At 71.6% G+C, this 15,848-nt stretch carries 12 protein-coding genes; 5 read left to right on the plus strand and 7 right to left on the minus strand.

Features of this window, described 5'->3' with window-relative positions:
* Positions 1-70: 70 nt before the first annotated feature.
* The 4 genes from SNOUR_RS10545 to SNOUR_RS10560 all read left to right on the plus strand — a co-directional run bounded on the left by SNOUR_RS10545 (position 71) and on the right by SNOUR_RS10560 (position 3,873).
* On the plus strand, positions 71-1,543 hold the full coding sequence (locus SNOUR_RS10545; protein ID WP_067345971.1) for a catalase: 1,473 nt from the start codon (positions 71-73) through the stop codon (positions 1,541-1,543).
* Between the two features lie 522 nt (positions 1,544-2,065).
* Positions 2,066-2,827: a hypothetical protein gene (locus SNOUR_RS10550; protein ID WP_067358073.1), complete on the plus strand. Its 762-nt coding sequence runs from the start codon at positions 2,066-2,068 to the stop codon at positions 2,825-2,827.
* Positions 2,828-2,929: 102 nt separating this feature from the next.
* Entirely contained in the window at positions 2,930-3,448 is a 519-nt protein-coding gene (locus SNOUR_RS10555) for a GNAT family N-acetyltransferase (protein WP_067345972.1), read from the plus strand.
* Positions 3,449-3,495: 47 nt separating this feature from the next.
* On the plus strand, positions 3,496-3,873 hold the full coding sequence (locus SNOUR_RS10560) for an MmcQ/YjbR family DNA-binding protein (RefSeq protein WP_067345974.1): 378 nt from the start codon (positions 3,496-3,498) through the stop codon (positions 3,871-3,873).
* Between the two features lie 120 nt (positions 3,874-3,993).
* On the opposite strand, the gene SNOUR_RS10565 is transcribed toward SNOUR_RS10560, so the two are convergent.
* The 6 genes from SNOUR_RS10565 to SNOUR_RS48275 all read right to left on the minus strand — a co-directional run bounded on the left by SNOUR_RS10565 (position 3,994) and on the right by SNOUR_RS48275 (position 12,166).
* A complete protein-coding gene (locus tag SNOUR_RS10565) occupies positions 3,994-4,671 on the minus strand; it encodes a hypothetical protein (RefSeq protein WP_067345976.1) in 678 nt (225 codons plus the stop codon).
* 285 nt (positions 4,672-4,956) lie between these two features.
* Positions 4,957-6,693 (minus strand): AMP-binding protein, encoded by a 1,737-nt coding sequence (locus tag SNOUR_RS10570; protein WP_067345977.1) that lies wholly within the window; start codon positions 6,691-6,693, stop codon positions 4,957-4,959.
* Between the two features lie 271 nt (positions 6,694-6,964).
* Complete coding sequence (locus SNOUR_RS10575; RefSeq protein ID WP_312632454.1) at positions 6,965-9,517, minus strand: DUF6185 family protein; 2,553 nt, start codon at positions 9,515-9,517, stop codon at positions 6,965-6,967.
* Positions 9,514-9,894 (minus strand): hypothetical protein, encoded by a 381-nt coding sequence (locus SNOUR_RS10580; protein WP_099055812.1) that lies wholly within the window; start codon positions 9,892-9,894, stop codon positions 9,514-9,516. Before SNOUR_RS10580 ends, SNOUR_RS10575 begins: the two co-directional genes overlap by 4 nt.
* 154 nt (positions 9,895-10,048) lie before the next feature.
* A complete protein-coding gene (locus SNOUR_RS10585) occupies positions 10,049-11,098 on the minus strand; it encodes an aldo/keto reductase (RefSeq protein WP_067345981.1) in 1,050 nt (349 codons plus the stop codon).
* Positions 11,099-11,233: 135 nt separating this feature from the next.
* Entirely contained in the window at positions 11,234-12,166 is a 933-nt protein-coding gene (locus tag SNOUR_RS48275; RefSeq protein ID WP_312632455.1) for a CAP domain-containing protein, read from the minus strand.
* A gap of 328 nt (positions 12,167-12,494) precedes the next feature.
* On the opposite strand from SNOUR_RS48275, the gene SNOUR_RS10595 reads away from it, so the two are divergent.
* Positions 12,495-14,108, plus strand: a complete 1,614-nt coding sequence (locus tag SNOUR_RS10595; protein WP_067345983.1) for a sigma-70 family RNA polymerase sigma factor — start codon at positions 12,495-12,497, stop codon at positions 14,106-14,108.
* Between the two features lie 75 nt (positions 14,109-14,183).
* Here the strand turns inward: SNOUR_RS10595 and SNOUR_RS10600 are convergent, their stop codons facing one another.
* Positions 14,184-15,725, minus strand: a complete 1,542-nt coding sequence (locus tag SNOUR_RS10600) for an AMP-binding protein (protein WP_067345984.1) — start codon at positions 15,723-15,725, stop codon at positions 14,184-14,186.
* Positions 15,726-15,848 lie beyond the last annotated feature (123 nt).

Consider the following 15,848-nt stretch of genomic DNA (forward strand, 5'->3'; position numbering starts at 1 on the left):
TTTGGTCGGAGCGCTTTCTACGCTCCGACATGCGGAAGCCAACTTCCGCGCTCTCGTACGGAAGGTCACCATGTCGAAGCCCACGCCGACGGCGCGCGTTCTCACTACGGAGGCTGGCGCCCCCGTCGCCGACAACCAGAACTCTTCGACCGCCGGCGTCGGCGGCCCGATCATTCTCCAGGACCAGCACCTGCTGGAGAAGCTCGCGCGCTTCAACCGCGAGCGCATCCCGGAGCGCGTCGTGCACGCCCGCGGCTCCGGTGCGTACGGCTACTTCGAGGTGACCGACGACGTCACCGGCTTCACGCGGGCCGACTTCCTCGACACCGTCGGCAAGCGGACCGAGCTGTTCATCCGCTTCTCGACCGTGGCCGACAGCCTCGGCGGCGCGGACGCCGTCCGGGACCCGCGCGGTTTCGCGGTGAAGTTCTACACCGAAGAGGGCAACTACGACCTCGTCGGCAACAACACCCCGGTGTTCTTCATCAAGGACCCGATCAAGTTCCCGGACTTCATCCACTCGCAGAAGCGCGACCCGTTCACCGGCAAGCAGGAGCCGAACAACGTCTGGGACTTCTGGGCGCACGCCCCCGAGGCGACCCACCAGGTCACCTGGCTCATGGGCGACCGCGGCATCCCGGCCTCCTACCGCCACATGAACGGCTACGGCTCCCACACCTACCAGTGGACCAACGCCGAGGGTGAGGCGTTCTTCGTCAAGTACCACTTCAAGACGAACCAGGGCGTCCGCAGCCTCTCCGCCGACCAGGGCGCCGAACTCGTCGGCAAGGACGCCAACAGCCACCAGACCGACCTGCTGCAGTCCATCGAGCGGGGCGTGTACCCCTCCTGGACCCTGTACGTGCAGATCATGCCGGCGGCCGAGGCGGCCAACTACCGCTTCAACCCGTTCGACCTGACCAAGGTGTGGCCGCACGCGGACTACCCGCTGCAGCGGGTCGGCCGGATGGTCCTGGACCGCAACCCCGACAACGTCTTCGCCGAGGTCGAGCAGTCCGCGTTCTCGCCGAACAACTTCGTGCCCGGCATCGGCCCGTCCCCGGACAAGATGCTCCAGGGCCGGCTGTTCGCCTACGCCGACGCGCACCGCTACCGCCTGGGCGTCAACCACACCCAGCTCGCGGTCAACGCCCCCAAGGCGACCACCGCCAACAACTACGGCCGGGACGGCCTCATGGCGTCCAACGCCTACGGCCGCCACGCCAAGAACTACGAGCCCAACTCGTACGACGGCCCGGTCCAGACCGACCAGCCGCTCTCCGCGCCGCTGGCCGTGTCCGGCTACGTCGGCACCCACGCCGCCCCGGCGCACGCCAAGGACGACGACTTCTTCCAGGCCGGTGAGCTCTACCGGCTGATGTCCGAGGACGAGAAGAAGCGCCTGGTGGAGAACATCGCCGGCGGTCTCTCCCAGGTCAGCCGCGACGACGTGATCGAGAAGAACCTCGCGCACTTCCACGCCGCCGACCAGGACTACGGCAAGCGCGTCGAGGCGCGCGTCCGTGAGCTGCGCGAGGACTGACGGGAGGTCGGACACCTTGCGCACCCGTACCGGCCGGCCCGTTGAGGGGTGGTCGGCCGGTACGGGGAAGTAGCGCGGAGCTCCGCGGAGTCCGGGGAGATTCCAGTGCGGTGGCAGGCTCACCCGCCAAGGAGGGTGGGCCGCCTCCCCGCCGCGGAGCCCGCCTGCTGTCCCACCCCGCTGCCCTTCGCAGCACCCCTCTCCACCGACTCCGTCCGACGGTGCGGGAACACCTCCCAGCGGTAGCTGGGGGAATGTCCCGTCGCGCCCAGATCCCGCACCGTCGGACGGAAACCACGCGCAGGGCCCGGAGTTCGTACGGTCACGGATTCCGGGCCCTGTGCCGTCCCCGCACTCCCCGGTGCGGGCACCGGCTCCACCGGAGCGGCCGACGCCGCGCCCCCTGCTGCGCCCCGGCCGCCGCCTCTCGGCGCATTCCCGCCCCGGACGGGCGCTTTTGGCGAGACCATGGACGGCAAGCAGAGCCGACCGACCGCCTGCCCGACCTGCCTGGAGCCGAACATGGCCGACAGCGTGCCGGTGCGGTGCCCTACGTGCCGCCGCGAGAACGCCTTCACCCCGCCGACCTTCCCCTGCGCCTGCGGCGCACCGCTGACCCTGCCGGTGCTGCGCGGCGGCGTGCCGATCGAGATACTGCACCGCACCTGGGAGGCGTCCTGGGTGGAGGTGCGGTGCGAGGTCTGCGGGCGGCAGGACGCCTGGCCGGCGCCGGAGAGCGGGTGCGCCTGCGGCACGGTGGTCCGGGTGCCCATCACCCCGGTGCCCGCCGCGCCGCCCGCGCCCGACGGCCCCGCGGGGGAGCCGCCCGGCCCGGGCGCGGCCACCCGCCCGCAGCCGGCGCCGCGGCCGGCCGTCGGACCGCCGCCGGAGCGGCCGGTGTTCCGCCCGGTGACGATCCGGACGGCACGGGACTGCATCACGGCCGCCGCGCAGTATCTGAAGTGGCTGGGCTTCTCCGACGTCGCCCGGGCCCAGGAGCGGACCGCCGCCGGCGTGGACCTGCGCGGCACCGGCGTGGTCGCCCAGGTCGATCCGACGACCCGGGCCACCGCTCTCCGCGACATCGAGTGCGTCTGGCTCAACGGCCTGACCGACTCCGCGGTCCCGGTCTCCTTCTCGCTGGCCGGCTACGCCCGCGACGCCCGCTCCCGCGCCGACGAACTGCACGTCCCGCTGTTCGTCATGGACCTCACCGGCACCCCGCAGCCGGTCAACGACGCGGCCGACGAGCTGATCAGCAACGGCGGCGGGCCACCCGGCTGAGCCCGCCGCCCGCGACCTGACGCCGGGAACCCTCCCCCCTTGCCTTGAGGGCATGGGAGGTACCCCCATGCCCCGGGCGTCCCGGGCTGCGACACTGGGCATATGCCGATCCGTGTCCCGGACCCCGCCGACCTGCCCGCCCTGCGCGCCCTGGAGCGCGCCGCCGGAGAGCCGTTCCGGGCGCTCGGCATGGCGTCGATCGCGGACGACGAGCCACCGCCACTGGGCGTGCTGACGGAGTATCAGCAGGCCGGACGGGCACTCGCCGCCTACGACACCGGGCGGCCGGGCGAACCGCCGCACGGCTATCTCCTGTGGGACCGGATCGACGGCTGCGCCCACATCGAGCAGGTCTCCGTCCACCCGGAGCGGGCCCGTCGCGGGGTCGGCCGATCGCTGATCGACCGGGCCGAGCGGGAGTGCGGGCTGCCCGCGCTGACCCTGACCACCTTCGCCGAGGTCCCGTGGAACGCCCCGTACTACAGCCGGCTCGGCTTCCGCCCGCTCACCGCGGCCGAGTTGACGCCGGGGCTGCGGGCGGTCCGTGCCCATGAGGCGGAGTTGGGCCTGGACCGCTGGCCCCGGGTGTGCATGCGTCGGGAAGCGGCGGCGCACGACTGATATGACGCCCCGTCAGCACTGTCGGTGGTGCGGGCCATAATGTGCCGGTGATCGATGCGAACGCCCTCCGCGCCGTCTGCCTGGGATTCAACGGCGCGACCGAGGAGAACCCCTTCCCCCGGCACCCGGAGGTCTCGACGTTCAAGGTGGGCGGCAAGATCTTCGCGCTGACGTCGCTGGACGTGGCGCCGCTGACGGTCAGCCTCAAGTGCGACCCCGAGCTGGCCCGGCGGCTGCGCGCGGCGCACCCCGAGGTGGTACCCGGCTACCACCTCAACAAGCGCCACTGGAACACCGTTTCACTGACCGGTGACCTCCCCGACCGGATGGTGCGGGAGCTGATCGAGGACTCCTACGACCTGGTCGTCGCCTCGCTCCCGCGCGCCCGGCGGCTCCTGCTCGACTGGCCGGGCGAGCGACGGTAGCCGGGCCTGCCGCACCCGGTCCGGACACCCGGCGGATGCCCCGCGGTCGGACCTCCCACCGGGACCGGACCGCGAGCGGCCGGTCAGGAGCGACCGCGGGACATCACGCCGGGCGGGCGGTCAGCCCCGGGGCGGCAGGACGGCGCGGATGCCGCCCTGCGCGGTGGCCGGGGCGACGGTGTCGTAACCACCGTTCACCGCACCGTTGCCGGCGTACTCGGCGGTGTAGCCGCCGCTGAGCACCTCGGCGCCGGAGCGCGGCCGGTCGGCGTCACAGGATGCCTGGCCGGCGACGTCCGTCCTGGCCACGCACAGCACCTTGCCGGTGGTGTCCTTGAAGGTGATGGTGGCGTTCCAGACGGCGTCCTGCGGGCCGGCGGCGCGGGCCCGCATCAGGGTGGCGTGCAGCCCGACGACCTTCAGCGGCTTGGTGGAGAGAGTGGCCTTGCCGGCGGTCAGCCGGGTCGCCATCTCGGGCACCGTGGCGGCCGGTTCGCACAGCCCCCGGCTCCAGTCGAAGAGCCCGCCGGGGACGCAGGTCGCGTGCCCGTCCCGGGTCGCCACGCGGTGGGTGACCGGGTCGCAGCGGTAGAAGCTCGCGGCACTGTCGGCGTCGACCACGGTCGGCGCCACGGTCGCCGCGTCCTCGCCGCTCGCGCAGCCGGCGGTGAGCACCTCGCGGGTGGGGCCGTCCGGGCTGCCGGGCTGGATGACGTCGGCGTAGGCGGGGGCGGCGAAGCTCCCCAGGGCGGCGGCCACGGCGGCGGCAGTGGTCGCCCAACGTGCGATACGGGTCATGAATGTCCCCTCTTGGCGGAATCCCGCGGGATGTCCCGCCTGGTTAACGGCCTTGCTGTTCGGCCTGGTTGACGGCCTTTCACCCGTCCTCCGCTACGGGGACGGGCCAGGCCAGGACCCTATCGGCCGGGCGCGCCGGGGCCGACGCCGGCCCGGCCCGGCGGCCGTGCGCACCGCCGAAGCCGAGGCGCGGACGCGGCGCGGCCGGGGCGGGGACCCGGGCGCCGGCCCGGTGGCCCCGCGGCGTGCCCCGAACTCCCCGCCCCGGCACGGCGGATCAGTCCCTCACACCGGCCCCAGGCTGCCCTCCCGGCTCGGCTCGGCGGCTTTTCCCGACGCCGGTTGCGCCGGTCGCGCCGGTCGTGCCGGTCGTGCCGTTTCCGGTGCCGCCGTGCCCCACCTCGCCGCGAGCCGCTCGCGGAGTTCGATCTTGCGGACCTTGCCGCTGACGGTCATCGGGAAGGCGTCGGTGATCTCCAGATAGCGCGGCACCTTGTAGTGCGCGAGCCGGGAGCGGCAGTAGCGGGCCAGCTCGTCGCGGGTGAGGGTGTCGGCGGGATCGCGGAGGATGACGCAGGCGGCGATCTCCTCGCCGTACTTCACGTCCGGCACGCCGACGACCTGGACGTCGGCGATCTTGGGGTGGGAGTAGAGGAACTCCTCGATCTCCCGCGGGTAGACGTTCTCCCCACCCCTGATGATCATGTCCTTGATGCGGCCGACGATCCGGACGTAGCCGTCGTCGTTCATCACCGCCAGATCACCGGTGTGCATCCAGCGGGCCCGGTCGATGACCTCGGCGGTGCGCTCGGGGTCCTCCCAGTAGCCGAGCATCACGCTGTAGCCGCGGGTGCACAGTTCGCCCGGGGTGCCGCGGGGCACCGTCACCCCGCTCGACGGGTCCACGACCTTGACCTCGATGTGCGGCAGCACCCGGCCGACCGTCGCGGTGCGGTGTTCGAGGTCGTCGTCCCGGCGGGTCTGGGTGGAGACCGGCGAGGTCTCGGTCATGCCGTAGCAGATCGACACCTCGGCCATGTGCATCTCGGACACCACCCGCTTCATCACCTCCTCCGGGCAGGGCGAGCCGGCCATGATGCCGGTACGGAGCGACGCGAGGTCGTAGTCGGCGAAGTCCGGGAGGTTCAGCTCCGCGATGAACATGGTGGGCACCCCGTAGAGCGAGGTGCAGCGCTCGTCCTGGACGGCCCGCAGGGTGGCGGCCGGCTCGAAGGCGGGCGCCGGGATGACGATGCAGGCGCCGTGCGAGGTGATGCCGAGGTTGCCCATCACCATGCCGAAGCAGTGGTAGAAGGGCACCGGCAGGCACACCCGGTCGTGCTCGGTGTAGCCGAGGGTCTCGGCGACCCAGTAGCCGTTGTTGAGGATGTTGTGGTGGGAGAGGGTGGCGCCCTTGGGGAAGCCGGTGGTGCCCGAGGTGTACTGGATGTTGACCGGGTCGTCGGTGGTCAGGGTCTTCTCGCACTCGGCGAGCCGGGTGTGCGGGACGGCCGCGCCGGCGGCCAACAGCCCGCCCCAGGTCGGATCGCCGATGTAGACCACGTCGCGCAGCGCCGGGCAGTCGGCCCGCACCTGCTCGATCATCCGCCGGTAGTCGCTGGTCTTGTGGGCGACGGCGGAGACCAGCACGGTCACCCCGGCCTGCTGCAGGACGTACGCCAACTCGTGGACCCGGTACGCGGGGTTGACGTTGACCAGGATCGCGCCGATCCGGGCGGTGGCGTACTGCACGAGGACCCACTCGGCGCAGTTCGGCGCCCAGATGCCGACCCGGTCGCCCTTGCGGACGCCCTTGGCGAGCAGCCCGAGCGCCACCTCGTCGACCGCGCGGCCCAGTTCCGCGTAGGTCCAGCGGCGGTCGCCGGCCACCTCGACCAGCGCCTCGCGATCGCCGAAGCGGGCGATGGTGCGGGCCAGGTCGGCGCCGATGGTACGGCCGAGCAGCGGCCGATCCGCCGCCCCGCTCGCGTACGACGGCTCGGTGTGCGACTGACTGGTCAACAGGGGATCTCCTCCCAGTACGCGGCACCGCCGTCGCCCGCGAGGTGGGCTCGCGCGGCCGATGCGGCGGATCGTGCCGGAGACGGTCTTCGGCAGGTCGACACGGTCCAGCTTGCCCGCCGGAGGGGCCGAGCCACCCCAGGGACATCCGGAACGCGCCGTGCTCAGCATGGCGTCCAGCGTGCCCCGCGGGTCCGCGCATCGCCTACCTTTACGCCTCACGAAGGCGAGTTCGGCCGTGGCCCGAGCGTCGTCCGTCGGCGGATGCGGATCACTTCGAGCTGGTGACGACCGTGCGCCAGATCGTCACCGCCGTCACCAGCTGTGCGGCCAGGAAGGCGATCTGCCGGGAGAGGCCGTGCACTTGGTAGATCGACGTCAGCAGGTCGAGCCGCTTCGTCCAGTACCGCCGCTCACCGCTGAACGTGTCGGCGTCCATCCACATGCTCGTCAGTGTCAACACCATGAGCATCAGGACGACGCTCAGCACTTGCCAGCCCACTTCCCGACTGCCGATGCTGAGGCTGAGCGCGGCGACCACCCCGATGGGCACGAGCCAGGCGAGGAACAGGTTGAAGGCCCGGAGCGGGCCGCGCTCGCCGGGCAGCACGCGCCACAATGCCCCCAGGACCAGTCCCGCACCGGCGTAGGAGATCTCCTGCATCAGGAAATTCGCCATCACGTCCGGAATACCAGTGGGCGAGTTGAGGGTGAATCTCCAATGCTCGGTACCAGCGGCATTCCCGTACCAGTCGGTGACCGCACTGGGGAGGATCCCGAAGACGACGGCCCAGCGTGCGGCGTGGAGGGCGTTGTGCCACCAATGCCGGTGCGGCCCCCAGCTGAGGGCGACGTCGACCACGGACACGGTGTCCGGCAGGCAGTCGTGGCGGCACCCGGCGGGCCTCCAGCGATGGAGCGAGCGAAGCTGCTTCTCCAGGTTTCGCCGGGTGGCGTCATCCGCGTCGCCTTGGTAGGCGACCCGCAGCTGGCGGAGCAGAGCTCGGCAGCGGTGGGCGTCGTCGAGCAGCCGCCGATGCCCGGACACGGTGCTCAGCTCCATCGCGACGCAGTTCCCCCCGGCTTTCCTGTCCACCCGGCCCAGCAGCGACCACCTACGCCCCGCCTTCACCAGGGCGTAGAGGACGACCATGTTCAGCGGCAGCCACAATCCATATGCCAACGACAGGCTTCCGGCGAACAGGACCCCACCGCGGAGTGCCACGACGATCGCGAAGATGGCGGTCACCAGCAGGAGGTCCCACTGCTGGGGTGCCAGGGACACTCCGGAACTGGCGCGGTGGCTGAGATGCAGCAGCGCTACCAGCGCGACTCCCGCCAGCACCCAGGTGTAGGCGTACGCCCACTGAGCGCCCGCGGAGGCGAATTCCGCGAGCTGCTGCCCCAGCACGCTTCTGTAGCCGGCGCCGAAAACCGTGCTCGCCTCTCCCAGCCAGTCGGTGCGATGCCACCTCCGCTGGAAGGAATACCAGCGGAAGGACACCACCATGGCTGCGGCCAGGGCGAGCGCCGCTCCGGTTGTCGTGAGGCGGCGGACGGAATGCACGGGTGCACGGCCGGTGGAGAAATCCCCCAACTGCCCCTCGCGCACGAAGCGCCAGGACCAGGCAACCATCGCGGCGAACAGCAGCCACAGAATGGCCAGGTCCAAGAGCGCCAGACCCGCGATTCCGGAAGCCGGCGGCGCAACCGTCGGCATGAGGTTCGACGGGAGGCCGATGAGGTGGGGATCCCAGACGACCAACAAGCCGACCACGGCCACCGTCGTCGCGGCCGCGGTGATCAGCCTCGCGCGCCTCTTCAGCACTCTCCGACCGCCGTCGAAATCCCGCTTGAACGGCAGCCACGGGCGCGCGAGAAGGACGAGGGCGAGACCCGAAAGGAGTCCCACGGCGGCACGCACAGGATTGAGGCTGCGGGACTGCTGCAGGATGAGCAGCAACGTCAGGCCGAGGGCCGCGCTCAGTCCGGCCCATTGCAGGACGGTGGTGGCCAGAACCCTGGCAGCGGCCCTTTCGGGGCTACCGGTGGCCTTTCTGGCATCAAGAAAAGGCCAGGCCGATACGGCGATCACGGCCGAGGCGCAGATCCACCAGGAGACGACGCCCAGGGGTGCGAACCAGGCGGCGTAACGACTCAGCGCCAGGCCAAGGGCCTTTGGCGGCACCACGTTTGCCGCAATGACCGGCGCGTGTGCGATCCACACCCTGCCGCCATTCGCGTTCACCTTCGATGCCGGTGGCGCCTCGCTGATCTTCAGGCTGCCCGGATCGACTTCGACTTCCTTCCAGGAGGCGCCTTTCAAAAGTTCCGGCGAACGGAGGGAGGAAGCCCAGTCCTTGCCCGGCACGACGTGCACCGCCCACGGGCCCACTTCGAAGAAACCAGGGTTTTTGATCAAATTCCATGACTCGTAGTGCACCACGATCAGGTCGTCGCGCTTGGTTGCCTGGGGGGCGCTGGGCCGCCATTCCGGATTCCAGGTGTCGAATCTCGTTCGTGTCCGACTGTCCCCGTGCAGCAGACAGTGCATAGCGCGTCGGTACTCAGCCGTTTGCGCACCGAGCGTCAGGTCGTCCGCGAGCGTCCACTGCTGTTTCGGCACCGCGAGGTTCGTCACCTGTCGCGCCTCGACGAGATCCGGGTGCCGTTGACTGAAGGAAAGGGTGGAACTTACCGTTACCTTCTCCGGGTGTCGGATGGGCGGGCAACTCCCGGCAGCGTGCACCTGCATCGGTTGCGCTGCCCACCATCCAAGCGTTGCGACGACGAGCAGAACCCACCGCCATCCCGGAGGGGTCATTTCCGAGGAGGGCAGCCACTGTAGGGGTCACACACCATGACCAGCTCATAGGGCCCGCCGGTGAACTCGGCGCGGCGCGAGTGGTCGACGCCGGTGAGAAAGCGCCACTGAGAGGGCTTGCTGTGCCTCGTCCGGCTCGCTTCCTCCACGTGGGCATGGAGGGTGCGCGTTTCCGTATCGGTTGTCTCGACCAGGATTTCACCGGGCGCCAACGGGAAGTGCTCGTGCAGCAGACAGAGGCCGAAGCGCTCCAGATTGCCGTGCTTTTCCAGCACCACGATCAGATCTTGGACGAATTGCGCATCCTGCGGGCCAAGGGGTTCCGCCTCCTCGAATCGCGGAAGGCCGGATCCCGAGTTCGCCTTCTGCATACCCATCCCTACCTCCTCAAAGTCACGGACCACCCCCATTTCGTCACCGTACGTGACGCATGTCCGGCCTGCAACACAAGCGCTAGGCATATGCCGAGCCCCTCGGAGTGCTGGAACCGGGCGGCGATCCCCCGTGCCGGTGCACCCTCCGGGGCCTGCGTCAGGCGGCGGGCCTGGCCTCGGCCGGGCGGCGCCGGAGCGTCGACGTGGTGAGCGACGGCGGGGTCCAGGCGCCGTCCGGCGGGTAGACGTCGCTCCCGGGCGGCACGATCGCATCGATCCGGTCGAGGACGGCGTCGTCCAGCATCACGGAAGTGCCCTTGAGCGTGTTCCGCAGTTGCCCCCTCGTGCGCGGGCCGATGATCACCGATGTGACGGCCGGGTGCGCGAGAGGGAAGGCGATGGCCAACTCCGGCAACGTGCAGCCCATTTCCTCGGCCACGGCGACCAGCTGCTCGACGGCCTCCAGCTTCGCGCTGGTGCGCGGCGCCGACGGATCGAAGCGGTCCGGGTTCAGAGTGGGACGTCCGCTGCTCAGGTCGAGCGGCCGGCCCTTGCGGTAGCGCCCGGTCAGGAATCCCGAGGCCAGCGGGCTCCAGGTGAGCACCCCCATCCCCAGCCGCTGTGCCACCGGCAGTACGTGCTTCTCGACGCCCCGGGCCAGCAGCGAGTACGGCGGCTGCTCGGTACGGAACCGCTGGAGCCCACGGCGGTCGGCCACGTGGTACGCCTCGACGATCTCGTCCGCGGGGAACGTGGAGCAGCCGAACGCTCTGATCTTGCCCTGGCGCACGAGATCGGTCAGGGCCGAGAGGGTCTCCTCGATGTCGGTCGTGTGGTCCGGCCGGTGCACCTGGTACAGGTCGATCCAGTCCGTCCCCAGCCGCCGCAGACTGTCCTCCACCTCTCTGATGATCCAACGCCGGGAGTTGCCACCCCGGTTGGGGCCGTCCCCCATGGGGAAGTGGACCTTGGTCGCGAGGACCACGTCGTCGCGGCGGTCCTTCAGCGCCTTGCCGACGATCGTCTCCGACTCTCCGGCCGAGTACATGTCGGCGGTGTCGATGAAGTTGATCCCCTCGTCCAGCGCGGTATGGATGATCCGGACGCGCTCGTCGTGGTCGGCATTGCCGACGAAACCGAACATCATGGTGCCGAGGCAGTAGGGACTGACCTCGATGCCCGTTCCGCCCAGAGCCCGGTTGCGCATGAACTCTCCCTGGAAGTCTTCGCGTTGAATGCCGCGAACTTATGACTTGGAGTCCGCTCCAGGGCAAGCCCGGCTCCCGCGCAGCGGGGGGGGCGACCGGTCGTCACGGGTATCCGCGCGGCCGCCCCCGGTGGTTCAGCCGCGGGTGGCGAAGTCCTGGGTCCACCAAGGGCCGTTGGAGCTGAGGTTGACCCCCACTCCGGTGGACGTGTAGGAGCAGTTGAGGATGTTGGCGCGGTGTCCGGGGCTGTTCATCCAGCCGTCCACCGCCGTGGCCGGGTCGTTGGGGCTCTTGAAGATGTTCTCGCCCCAGCTCTGCCAGCGGAATCCCGCGTTGGTCAGGCGGGTGCCCGGGTCGACGCCCTCCGGGGTGTCGTGGGCGTAGTAGTTCCGGGCGGCCATGTCGTCGGAGTGCGCCTGGGCCGCGGCCTGGATGTGCGGGTCGATGGCGAGGGGACCGCAACCGTGCTGTGAGCGCTGGGCGTTGACCAGGTCGAGGACCTTCTGGGCGTACTCCGCCGCGGTGCCGGTCGCGGCCCGCGCCACGGCCGGGGTGCGGCCGGTGCCGGCGCCGGCCCGGGGCGCGTGCGACGTGGTCCCGCCGGCGGAGTGCGAAGGGCTCGGGGAGACGGACGTCCGCGGCGTCGGGTGCTGCTCGGCGGGCCGTTCGGTGGCCGAGGGGGTGGGCGACGGCCGGTGGCGGCGGGGCGAGTGCGAGGCGCTGCTCAAGGTCTGCGGGACGGATCCGTCCACGGCGGGGTGGACCGCGGCGGACGAGTCGGCCGCGAGTGCCTGGTCGGCTCCGGAGCCGGGGCGTATCAGCAGCAGGCAGCTGCCGCTCACGGCGATGACGGCCGCGACCACCAGCAGCGTCGTCCGCGCGCCGGGACGCGGACGTGCGTCGGCACGGTGGTTGCCGCCGCCCGCCCCGGTCCGGCGGCCCGGTCGGGGCGCGGCGTGCCGCCGGGGGGCCGTGGGCGCGTCCGCCGGGTGACCGGGGGCGGCCGGCGCGGCGTGGTGCGGTGCGTCGTGGTGCGAGGCGGGGCGGTGCGTGTCGTCGTGGTTCATGGTTCCGTTTCCGGTCCGGTCGCGGGGCCGGTGTGGTCCGTGACGGTTGGTCCGTGACCTGCGGCCCGTGCCGGTGACCTGTGGGGGACGGGGGTGTGTGCGGTGCGCCTGAGGGGCGTTCCGTACGGGAGACCACCGGCCCGGACCCGGACAACGGAAAATGCCGCGGATTTTTTCGGAGAGTTCCCACGGGGGTTTCGGAGGGGCCGCCGGGGCCCGCCGGGGCCCGCCGGGGCCCGCCGGGGCCCGCGCCACGACGGCGTTCCCGCGCCACGTAGGTTTTTCTGTTATCCCCAGGCGCCGGACGGGTCACCTGAGCACGGGGGCCATGAAGGTGCACACGGACGAACAGGACCGAACAGGCGTGAAGTGGGAAAACGGTACGGCGACCGTCGAGGCGGCCAGGGCGGGTGACGACGCTGCCCGAGAGCAGCTCGTCTCCGCGTATCTGCCGCTGATCTACAACGTCGTCGGCCGCGCGCTGGACGGCCATGCGGACGTCGACGACGTGGTCCAGGAGACCATGGTGCGGGTCCTGGAGTCGTTGGCGGATCTGCGGGAGCCGGCGTCCTTCCGGTCCTGGCTGGTGGCGATCGCCATGAACCAGGTGCGGCGCCGCTGGACCGTCGCCCACCGGGCCCCCGTCGTCGGCCTGGACCAGACGGTGGAACGGCCCGACCGCTCCGCCGACTTCGTGGACGTGACGATCCTGCGGCTGGGGCTGTCCGGCCAGCGTCGCGAGGTGGCCGAGGCCACCCGCTGGCTGGACGAAGGGGACCGCGCGCTGCTGTCGCTGTGGTGGCTGGAGGCCGCCGGCGAGCTCAGCCGACCCGAACTCGCCACCGCACTCGGCTGCGGGACCCGGCACGCCGCGGTCCGGGTGCAGCGGATGAAGGAGCAGTTGGAGACCGGGCGGGTCGTCGTCCGCGCCCTGGCGGGCAAGCCGCCGTGCCCCGAACTCGACCGGCTGACCGCCACCTGGGACGCCAACCCGGCGCCGCTGTGGCGCAAACGCATAGCCCGCCATGCGCGCCACTGCGCGATCTGCTCCGCGCACTGGAACGACCTGCTGCCCGCCGAAGGGCTGCTGGCCGGGCTCGCCATGCTGCCGCTGCCGGCGCACCTCACCCCGCACGGCGTCCTGTCCGCGCCCACCGCCTCGGCGGGCTCCGCGGCCTCCGCGGCCTCGGCCGGCACCTCCGCCGGCACCGCCGCGCCGGGCGCCGCGCCGACCTTTGGACCAGGCGCCGCGGCGCCGGGCCACCGCGCACATCCCGCGCCGCGGCGAGCGCCCCGCCCGCGCCGGGCCGCCAAGGCGGCGGCCGTCGCGGGCACCGCGGCGCTCGCCGCGGCCGTGGTCCTCGCCCTGTGGTGGCGGCCCGGCCCGGCGCGGGACGCGCGCCCCGCCGCACCCACGACCGGGCCCACGGCGGAACGGACCGTGGCCGCGCCCGCCCCGATGCCCACCGCGACGCCGACCCCGACACCCACGCCGACTCCGACACCCACCCCCACGGCCACCCCGAGCAGCGCGCCGCCCTCCCCCACGGCCACCCCGCCCGACCTGGAGGAACAGGCCACCGCGCTGATCAACCGCAGCCGTGCGCAGGCCGGTTGCGGTCCGCTCCGCATCGACCGCAGACTGCACCTCGCGGCCCAGCGGCACTCCGCCGACATGGCGGCCCGCGGCTACTACGACCACACCTCGCCGGAGGGCGTCGGCCCCGACGCGCGGATCACCGCCGCCGGCTACGAGTGGAGCAGCTGGGGCGAGAACCTCGACCGCGGCCCGCGGAGCGCCGCCGCGGCGGTGGGCGACTGGATGGGCGACGCCCCGCACCGCGACAACCTGCTCGACTGCCGGTTCACCGCGGTCGGCATCGGCATCGTGCACGGCTCCGGCGGCCCCTGGTGGACCCAGGACCTCGCCGCCCCGCGCTAGGGCCTGTCCGACCCCAACCCCGACCCCGACCCACCGGACAGACCCTACGTCCTGCCAACCTCCGGCAGGCGCCGGTCAGTTGACCCCGCGCTCCAGCTCGGACCAGTACGGCTGCCGGAGCTTGAACTTCTGGATCTTGCCGGTGGCCGTGCGGGGAATGGCGTCGCGGAACTCGACGGAGGTCGGTGCCTTGTAGCCGGCCAGGTGCCGCTTGCAGTGGGCGATGATGTCGGACTCCTGCGCCGTCGCGCCCTCGGCGAGTACGACGAGCGCCTTGATCGTCTCGCCCCACTTCTCGTCGGGGACACCGATGACGGCGACCTCGGCGACGGCCGGGTGGCCGAAGATGGTGTCCTCCACCTCGATCGAGGAGACGTTCTCGCCGCCGGTGATGATCACGTCCTTCTTGCGGTCGGAGATCGTCAGATGGCCGTCGTGCTCGTCGAGGGTGCCGCCGTCGCCGGTGTGGAACCAGCCGTCCTCCAGCGCCTCCGCCGTCTCCTCGGGCTTCTCCCAGTACCCCTGGAGCACCGTGTTCGAGCGGGCCAGGACCTCGCCGGCCTCCGAGACCTTCAGCCGGACGCCGAGCGCGGGCACCCCGGCGCGGGAGAGCCTGCGGGCCCGCTCCTCGGCCGGCAGGCCCACGTCGGCGGGGCGGGTGCGGTTGAAGGTGAGCAGCGGTGAGGTCTCGGTGAGGCCGTAGAGCTGGGTGAACTCCCAGCCCAGTTCCTCCTCCACGCGCTGGATGGTCCTGGTCGGCGGCGGGGCGCCGGCGCAGACGATCCGCACCCGGTCGCGGCCCGGGATCTCGCCCTCCCAGGTCGCCGCGGCGTCCAGCACCATGTTCCACACGGCGGGGGCGCCGCACATGAGGGTGACGCCGTGCTCCTCCACCCGCCGCAGGATCTCCGCGCCTTCGACCTTGCGCAGGGCCACCTGCTTCACGCCCAGTCCGGCCATGACGTAGGGCATGCCCCAGCCGTTGCAGTGGAACATCGGGAGCGTGTGCAGGTAGACGTCGCGCTCCCAGACGCGGGTGTGCAGGCCGAAGGTCATGCCGTTGACCCAGATGTTGCGGTGGGTCAGCTGCACGCCCTTGGGGCGGGCGGTGGTGCCCGAGGTGTAGTTGATGGTCGCGGTGGCGTCCTCGTCCGGGCGGGACCACGGGCGCGGTTCGACGCCGAACCGCATCAGGCCGGTCTCGGTCTGCTCGCCGAGGACGAAACGGTGGCGTGCCTTGACGCCGGAGAGGGCCTCGTCGAGTTCCGGATCGACGAGGAGGACCGAGGAGCCGCTCTGCTCGACCAGGTAGTCGACCTCTTCGGGCCTGAGGCGGAAGTTGACCGGGACGCAGATCCGGCCGCTCATCGGCACCGCGAACAGCAGCTCCAGCAGGCGTGCGGAGTTGTGGCTGACGACCGCCACCCGCTCGCCCTCGCCGACGCCCAGCGCGTCCAGGCCGGCCTGCCAGGCGCGGATGCGTTCGGCGAACCGGCCGTAGGTCGACTCGGGCACCGGCGGGGCGGGTTGCCGCGGCTCGTCGACCACGCCCGGGCTCGTCCGGAACCCCAACTCGGCCCGGTCCAGGAAGTCCGCGATCGTCATCGGTGTCCGCATGCTGTCTCTCCTGTGCTCGAAGTACCCGGAACAAACACGTCCGCGAGGTGGGGTGGAGTCTGGCAGTGTCGGCCGTCGTCCTGGTCGCCGCCCCGTCGCAAGCCATCGTGTAAGCAGGGACGG

It is taken from the genome of Streptomyces noursei ATCC 11455, from assembly GCF_001704275.1.
In the GTDB taxonomy this organism is placed as follows: Bacteria; Actinomycetota; Actinomycetes; order Streptomycetales; family Streptomycetaceae; genus Streptomyces; species Streptomyces noursei.

Bases quoted from the DNA above. Each gene is read 5' to 3' on its own strand.
- SNOUR_RS10545 (WP_067345971.1), top strand. From the start codon at position 71: ATGTCGAAGCCCACGCCGACGGCGCGCGTTCTCACTACGGAGGCTGGC.
- SNOUR_RS10550 (WP_067358073.1), top strand. From the start codon at position 2,066: ATGGCCGACAGCGTGCCGGTGCGGTGCCCTACGTGCCGCCGCGAGAAC.
- SNOUR_RS10555 (WP_067345972.1), top strand. From the start codon at position 2,930: ATGCCGATCCGTGTCCCGGACCCCGCCGACCTGCCCGCCCTGCGCGCC.
- SNOUR_RS10565 (WP_067345976.1), bottom strand. From the start codon at position 4,671: ATGACCCGTATCGCACGTTGGGCGACCACTGCCGCCGCCGTGGCCGCC.
- SNOUR_RS10575 (WP_312632454.1), bottom strand. From the start codon at position 9,517: ATGACCCCTCCGGGATGGCGGTGGGTTCTGCTCGTCGTCGCAACGCTT.
- SNOUR_RS10580 (WP_099055812.1), bottom strand. From the start codon at position 9,894: ATGGGTATGCAGAAGGCGAACTCGGGATCCGGCCTTCCGCGATTCGAG.
- SNOUR_RS10585 (WP_067345981.1), bottom strand. From the start codon at position 11,098: ATGCGCAACCGGGCTCTGGGCGGAACGGGCATCGAGGTCAGTCCCTAC.
- SNOUR_RS48275 (WP_312632455.1), bottom strand. From the start codon at position 12,166: ATGAACCACGACGACACGCACCGCCCCGCCTCGCACCACGACGCACCG.
- SNOUR_RS10595 (WP_067345983.1), top strand. From the start codon at position 12,495: ATGAAGGTGCACACGGACGAACAGGACCGAACAGGCGTGAAGTGGGAA.
- SNOUR_RS10600 (WP_067345984.1), bottom strand. From the start codon at position 15,725: ATGCGGACACCGATGACGATCGCGGACTTCCTGGACCGGGCCGAGTTG.